The 6,849-nt window shown below is 70.1% G+C and carries 7 protein-coding genes and 1 riboswitch; of the genes, 1 reads left to right on the top strand and 6 read right to left on the bottom strand.

From position 1 onward, the window contains the following. Positions 1-51: 51 nt before the first annotated feature. Together AB0917_RS22175 and AB0917_RS22170 are read right to left on the bottom strand one after the other, a co-directional pair. The gene (locus AB0917_RS22175) at positions 52-879 is read right to left on the bottom strand and encodes an SGNH/GDSL hydrolase family protein (protein WP_366821345.1); all 828 of its coding nucleotides are present in this window, start codon (positions 877-879) and stop codon (positions 52-54) included. A 162-nt stretch (positions 880-1,041) separates the two neighbouring features. After that, a complete protein-coding gene (locus tag AB0917_RS22170) occupies positions 1,042-2,061 on the bottom strand; it encodes a LysM peptidoglycan-binding domain-containing M23 family metallopeptidase (RefSeq protein ID WP_366821344.1) in 1,020 nt (339 codons plus the stop codon). A 3-nt stretch (positions 2,062-2,064) separates the two neighbouring features. Then, positions 2,065-2,225, bottom strand: a riboswitch (cyclic di-AMP (ydaO/yuaA leader). Positions 2,226-2,635: 410 nt separating this feature from the next. Between AB0917_RS22170 and AB0917_RS22165 the strand changes: the two genes are divergently transcribed. Beyond that, positions 2,636-3,448, top strand: coding sequence for a tyrosine-protein phosphatase (locus AB0917_RS22165; RefSeq protein WP_366821343.1), 813 nt, complete (start codon positions 2,636-2,638; stop codon positions 3,446-3,448). Positions 3,449-3,452: 4 nt separating this feature from the next. Here the strand turns inward: AB0917_RS22165 and AB0917_RS22160 are convergent, their stop codons facing one another. The 4 genes from AB0917_RS22160 to hpnH form a co-directional block, all read right to left on the bottom strand. Further along, positions 3,453-3,629 (bottom strand): DUF6126 family protein, encoded by a 177-nt coding sequence (locus tag AB0917_RS22160; protein ID WP_366821342.1) that lies wholly within the window; start codon positions 3,627-3,629, stop codon positions 3,453-3,455. A gap of 45 nt (positions 3,630-3,674) precedes the next feature. After that, positions 3,675-4,283, bottom strand: coding sequence for an XRE family transcriptional regulator (locus AB0917_RS22155; RefSeq protein WP_366821341.1), 609 nt, complete (start codon positions 4,281-4,283; stop codon positions 3,675-3,677). Between the two features lie 59 nt (positions 4,284-4,342). Then, on the bottom strand, positions 4,343-5,740 hold the full coding sequence (locus tag AB0917_RS22150; RefSeq protein ID WP_366821340.1) for an aspartate aminotransferase family protein: 1,398 nt from the start codon (positions 5,738-5,740) through the stop codon (positions 4,343-4,345). A gap of 87 nt (positions 5,741-5,827) precedes the next feature. Then, positions 5,828-6,847, bottom strand: coding sequence for an adenosyl-hopene transferase HpnH (gene hpnH, locus AB0917_RS22145; protein WP_366821339.1), 1,020 nt, complete (start codon positions 6,845-6,847; stop codon positions 5,828-5,830). Between the last annotated feature and the right edge of the window lie 2 nt (positions 6,848-6,849).

Genomic DNA, 6,849 nt, shown 5'->3' with positions numbered 1-6,849 from the left:
GTGGCACCGAGCCCGCCCCGGCGGGCGCTTCCTCTGCTGGAGCCCTGACCGCTACAGCGGCAGCAGGTCCGGCCGCTTCGCCTCGACGTGGTCGCCGGACGATTCGCCGCGCAGCCGCCGGCCGATCCACGGCACGAGGTACTCCCGCGCCCACTGGATGTTGTCGCGCCGCTCGTCGATGGGGCGGCGCTGGGCCTGCGGCGGCCAGGGCTGGTCCGGGTCGGCCGGCACGTCGTGGCCGAGGACCTGGGCGGCGCGCAGCGCGACGCGGGTGTGTCCCTCGGGCGACAGGTGGAGCCGGTCGGCGTCCCAGGCGCGCCGGTCCTGGACCGAGCGCAGCGACCACAGGTCGAGCACGGGGCAGTGGTAGCGGTCGGCGATGGCCCTCAGATGGACGTTGTACGTGGCGATCTTGCCGCGCATGTGGCGCAGCACCGGAACGCCCCGGGTGTCGAAGCCGGTGGTGACCATGACGGTGCCGACCGCCTCGGTCAGCTCCGCGACGGCCCGCTCGAAGCGTTCGGCCAGATCGTCGGGGTCGGTGCCGGGCCGGATGATGTCGTTGCCGCCCGCGCAGAAGCTGACCAGGTCGGGGGCCAGTTCCCTGGCGCGGGGGATCTGCTCCTCGACGATCTGGTCGAGGAGGCGTCCGCGTACGGCGAGATTGGCGTAACGGAAAGCGCCGTGCCGGGTCTCGTCCGGGCTCGTCGCCGCGTCGGGGGCCGGGAGTCGGTCGGCGAGCAGAACCGCGAACCGGTCCGCCCAGCCGACGAAGGTGCCGTCGGGGCCGGGATCTCCGACGCCCTCGGTGAAACTGTCCCCGATCGCCGCGTACGACCCGATGGTGTTCTGCTGCTGGGTTCTCGAATCGTCTGCCACAAGCACATATCCTGCACCGTTCAATGTGACCTACGCGACCGTAATACGGGGTTGACGGGTGGTGAGATAGACCACCCGGTCAGATTTGAGTAAAGCCGGAATAAGTGGAGGGGCGGTGCGCAGCCGCGCACCCCCCCGCGGTCACTTTGTGTCGCCCTCGGGTCAGAGGGAGACGCCGTGCTGGCGCAGGTAGGCGATCGGGTCGACGTCCGAGCCGTAGCTCGGGCCGGTGCGGACCTCGAAGTGGAGGTGCGGGCCGGTGGAGTTGCCGGTCGAGCCGGAGAGGCCGATCTGCTGGCCACCGGAGACGGTCTGGCCGGCGGAGACGCTCAGCGAGGACTGGTGGGCGTACTGGGAGTACATACCGTCGTCGTGCCGGATGACGACCTCGTTGCCGTACGAACCGCTCCAGCCGGCCGAGACCACGGTGCCCGGACCGATGGCGCGGACGGGCGTGCCGGAGGCGGCCCGGAAGTCCGAGCCGGTGTGGTAACCGCTGGACCAGCTGGAGCCGGAAGCGCGGTACTGGGTGGTGACGTTGGCGCTGTCCAGCGGGGCGGTCCAGCCGGAGCCGGTGGACCGGGACGAGCCGGTCTGCGCGGAGGTGCCCGAGCGCTCGGAGTCGTCGGCCGAGATGGTGTCGCCCTTCGGGGCTTCCTTCGGCGCGGCCTCGGGGGCCGGGGCCGCCTTCTTCGGCGCGGCCTTCTTCGGGGCGGCCTTCTTCGGGGCGGCCTTCTTCGGGGCGGCCTTGGGGGCCGGGGCGGCCTTCTTGGCCTCCGCAGGGGCGGCCGAGCCGGACGCCTTGGCCCCGAGGGTGAGCTTCATGCCCGGGAAGATCAGGCTGGGGTTCCCGCCGACGGTCGAGCGGTTGTCCTGGTACAGCTTCTGCCAGCCGCCCTTGACCTGCTGCTCGGCCGCGATCTTCGCGAGGTAGTCGCCCGAGACGACGGAGTACGTCTTCGGGGCGGCCTTCGCCTTGGCGGGTGCGGCCTGCGGGGCGGACTGGGCGGCGGTGGCCGAGGCGGCGGCGGGCTTGGCGGCGGGGGCCGCCTTCTCCGCGGCGTGCGCGCCGGTGGCGCCGATCAGCGGGAGCGCGAGTACGGCGCCGCCGGTGCCCGCGGCGAGGACGCCGCGGTGGATCGGGCCGGACTTGGGACGACGGTGCTTACCCTGTGCGGGCATGGGGAAGTTCCTCTCCGGCGCCTGCGAGGTGAGCTGTCGGGTTCGGGCTGGAGATGCCCGGCCGCCGGGTGGCGACTTCACCCCGAGCCGGTCCGGATCGCTCCGGGCCGGCGGCTTACCTGGTTCCCCCGCTCCTGCCACGCGTGAGTGGGTGGGTGCGAATTCCGGGCGGCGGCAGGATTAGGCGGTCCGTCCGGATTGACGTGACCGTAAGCGAGTCAGGACGAGCGGAACAAGCCGTCGGTTGCACACCGGAATCATCGATTCAATATCGCTCCGGTTTTCCCGTCACACTCCGTGGATTACGGATCTTGGCTTTCCTTACGGATACCGGGAAAGCGTCCGGGCGCCGCCGCCACGGTCCGTCACGGATATGATCCCGCTCACCTACGGAATCCCATCTCCCCCATTAGCAGGGCATGTTCCACGAAATACACCAATACGGACACACCCTGGGCGCGAGCCCTGACAACCTGTCAGTGGACCGCCGTTTTCCCGGTGAATCGATGTCGTATCGTCACAGGAGCGCCCTCGCCGGAGAGCCGCGCCGACGCCAGAGATTCCAGGAGCCACCGTGACGCAGCAGGTGCCACAGGTCCCGCCGACCGAGACCGCACTGACCGGAGTCCGCAACTTCCGCGACGTGGGCGGGCTCCCCACCACGGACGGGCGGCGCACCGCCTTCGGCAGGCTCTACCGGAGCGGCCACCTGGCGCATGCCACCGCCGAGGACGCGCTCTTCCTGAGCGGGCTCGGGCTGCACACCGTCTTCGACTTCCGCAACTCCGCCGACCACAAGCTCGACGGGTACGACATCGAGCTGGCCGGTGTCCGCAATGTCAGCATTCCGCTCACCGACCCGGCCGACGGAGCCGAGTTCTGGCGGCTGGTGCGCGACGGGAACATCGAACAGCTGCGCTCGATCCTGGCGCACGGCAAGGCCGCCGAGCGCATGATCGACATGTACCGCTCCACCATCCTGGACCGCACCGGCGAGCACAGCCGCGTACTGCACGCGCTGGCGCAGGACAGCGTGCCCGCCCTGATGCACTGCGCGGCGGGCAAGGACCGGGCTGGTCTCTCGATCGCGGTCTCGCTGCTCGCGGTCGGTGTCGAGCGCGAGGCGATCGAGGCGGACTACCTCAAGTCCGACGACCCCCACCGCCGGTACAAGGTGCAGCGCTCGGACATGTCCGAGACCGGGATGTCCGCCGAGGTGATGGAGCTGCTCAACCCGCTCTTCGGGGCGCAGGCCTCCTACCTCACGGCGGCGTTCACGGCCATCGACGAGACCTGGGGCACGACGGACCGCTACCTGGCGGAGGGGCTGAACGTCTCCGCCGAGACCCGGGAGCGGCTGCGCGAGCGGCTGCTCGACCAGGGCTGAGCGGTCACTCGGCGCCCGCCACCATGAAGAGCAGGTAGAGGAAGGCCGCGAGCACATGGCCGACCACCAGGTAGGCCACGAGCCGGATCACCAGACCGCGCGGCATCCGCCGCTCCTGCGAGTCCTTGGCGATTTTGGGGTGTCTCGGGCTCAACGGGTCGTAGCGCTCGGAATCGGACATGACGGTCCTCTCTGCCGGCCTCGCGGCCGGTGGGACGAATGGGGGTCAGCGCGCGTGGAGCGCGTTGCCGAGGCAGAGCTCGGCCGCGGGGCTCTGGAGCAGGGAGTGGACGAAGAGGAGCTCCGCCCCGCCCCGGTCCAGGGCGGCGATTCGGTGCGGTGTGAGCGAGTCGAAGTGGGCGCTGTCGCCCGGGTCCAGATCGTGCACGGTCTCCCCCAGGGCGACCCGCAGCCGCCCTTCGAGGAGGTACAGCCACTCCTCGCCGGGGTGCACCCGCACCAGGTCGCCCTGGGCTCCGTACGGAACCCGGACCCTGAGTGCCTGCATGGCGCGGCCCGAACCTCCCGCCCTGCGGTACATCCAGCCGTCGGCCTCGGCGCCCTCGAAGGCGCCGCCCCGGATGATCGCCTCCCGCTCGGGCGGCTTCTCGCCGAGCAGCTCGGAGACCGTCGTACCGTAGATGCGGGCGAGGCCCAGCAGCATGGGCAGCGAGGGCTGTCTGCGGCCCGTCTCCAGCCGGGAGAGGTGGGCCGGGGAGAGGCCGGCCCGCTGGGCGGCGGTCTCCAGGATGAGGCCGCGCCCGTGGCGCAGGTCGCGCAGTCGGGACGCGACGCCGGGGAGCTCGTCGGCCACCCCTTCGTCCGGAGGATTCATGTCTCCATTGGGCCAGGAACTTTCCTCCCGGGCAAATAAATTGCCCAGGAGGCAAGAACTCAGCGGTTGGCCACGGCCTGCTTGACCAGGTTGCGGCCGAAGTCCCACATCAGGCCGCCGCCGCTGTGCGCGTCGTCCATGACCTCCGTGAACGCCGCCACGAAACGGTCCACCTCCGCCTCCCCGATGACCAGCGGCGGAATCAGCTTGATCACTTCCAGGTGGTCGCCGGAGACCTGGGTGAGGATGCGGTGCTTGTGCAGCAGCGGCACCACGACCATCTGGGCGAAGAGCCCCTTGCGGGCGGCCTGGAGCACGGTCCAGCGGCTGCGGAGCTTCAGCGAGGCGGGCCGGCCGAACTCGATGCCGATCATCAGCCCGCGCCCGCGCACCTCGTGCAGCAGCTCGTAGCGGTCCACCAGCGCCGCGAGGCGCTCCCGCAGCAGATCGCCGGTGCGCCGGGCGTTCGCGACCGTCTCCTCGTCCTCCATCACCGTGAGCACCGCGAGCCCCGCCGCCATGGCCTGGGCGTTGGAGCCGAAGCTCGCGGAGTGGACCAGGACCCGGTCCATGGAGGAGTAGACCTTGCGGAAGATCCAGTCCTTGCCGAGCGTGGCGCCGACCGGCACATAGCCGCCGGAGAGCGCCTTGGCGACACAAACGAGGTCGGGCTCGACACCGTCCTCGTGCTGGTAGGCGTAGAAGTCGCCGGTCCTGCCCAGCCCCGTCTGCACCTCGTCGGCGATCAGGAGCGCCTTGTGCCGGTGCAGCAGCTCCTGGGCCTCGCGCAGGAAGCCGGGCGGCGCGGCGTTCACCCCCTTGCCCTGGATGGGCTCCACGACCAGGGCCGCGACATCCCCGCGTTTGAGCTCCCGGCGCAGCGCGTCCAGGTCGCCCAGCTCGATCGGGGTGTCGGGCAGCAGCGGGGCGAAGCCGTCCCGGAAGCCGCTCTCGCCGTTGACCGACAGGGAGCCGGTGGTCAGCCCGTGGAAGGCGTGGGTGCAGTACAGGACGCGGGGCTTCCCGGTGGCGTACCGGGCGAACTTCAGCGCCGTCTCGACCGCTTCCGTACCGCTGTTGCCGAAGAAGACGCGGTCCAGGTGCGGGCTGTGGCCGAGCAGCTTCTCGGCGAGCAGGCCGGGCAGCGGCTGGCAGTCGAAGCGGGTGAGGTCGGCGAGCTGGGCGTCGAGCACGTCGTGCAGGGCCTTGCGGACGACCGGGTGGTGCCGGCCGAGCCCCATCACGCCGAACCCGGCGAGCATGTCGAGGTAGTCGTTGCCCTCGGCGTCCCAGAAGTACGCGCCCTCGGCCCGCTCGTAGACCTTGTCGAAGCCGATGGTGTGCAGCATGCGCGGCAGCTGGTGGTTGAGGTGGCGCGCGTGCAGCTCGTACCGCTCGCCGCCGCGCTCCGCCAGGAGCCGTCCCAGGTCGAAACCCTGGGGCCCGCCGTCCGTCATCGCCCGCTCTTCTCCTTCGGTACGTTCGGTCGAGTCGGTACGTTCCCCGAGGGGGCCGGGGCCACCGGCCCCCTCGCCGGCATCAGGTCACCGGTTCCCGCTCACGCTCTCCCGTGCCGCGCGCAGCGACTCCTTGAGGGAGCCCATGGTCGCGAGGACGGCCGTGGGTTCGTAGCCGCAGTGCGCCATGCAGTTGGCGCAGCGCGGGTCCTTGCCCCGGCCGTACTTCTCCCAGTCGGTCTCCTCGATGAGCTGACGGTACGTCGGAACGTAGCCGTCGTTCATCAGGTAGCAGGGGCGCTGCCAGCCGAAGAGCGAGTAGTTGGGGATGGCCCACGCGGTGCAGGGGAAGTCCGCCTTGCCCTCCAGGAAGTCCAGGAAGAGCGGCGAGTGGTTGAGCCGCCAGCGGGCCCGGTTGCCGCCCGCGAAGGCCTTCTTGAAGAGTTCGCGGGTCTGGTCGACGCCGAGGAAGTGCTCCTGGTCGGGCGCCTTCTCGTAGGCGTAGGCGGGCGAGATCATCATCTCGTCGACCTTCAGGTCGTCGTTGAGGTAGTTGAGGACCTCGATGATGGTCTGCGGGGTGTCGGTGTTGAAGAAGGTGGAGTTGGTGGTGACGCGGAAGCCGCGCCGCTTGGCCTCCTTCATCGCCTCCACGGCTTCGTCGAAGACGCCTTCCTTGGCGACCGACTCGTCGTGCCGCTCCCGCAGCCCGTCGATGTGCACGGCGAAGGCGAAGTAGGGCGACGGGGTGAACTTGTCGAGCTTCTTGCGCATGAGCATCGCGTTGGTGCAGAGGAAGACGTACTTCTTCTTCGCGACGAGCTGGCGCACGATCTCGTCGATCTGCGGGTGCATCAGCGGCTCGCCGCCCGCGATGGAGACCATGGGGGCACCGGATTCGAGCACCGCGCCCACTGCCTGCGCGACCGGCATGCGCTGCTTCAGGACACCCGCCGGGTGCTGGATCTTCCCGCACCCCTCGCACGCGAGGTTGCAGGCGAACAAGGGCTCCAGCTCGACGATCAGCGGGAACTTCTCACGCCTGCGGAGCTTCTGTTCGAAGAGATACGTCGCAACCTTGATGGACTGACGGAGCGGCATGGCCATCT

This window comes from Streptomyces sp. NPDC007346 (assembly GCF_040703535.1).
GTDB lineage: Bacteria > Actinomycetota > Actinomycetes > Streptomycetales > Streptomycetaceae > Streptomyces.
The sequence above is the reverse complement of the archived record's forward strand: the minus strand, read 5'-3'. Positions and strand labels throughout refer to the sequence as shown.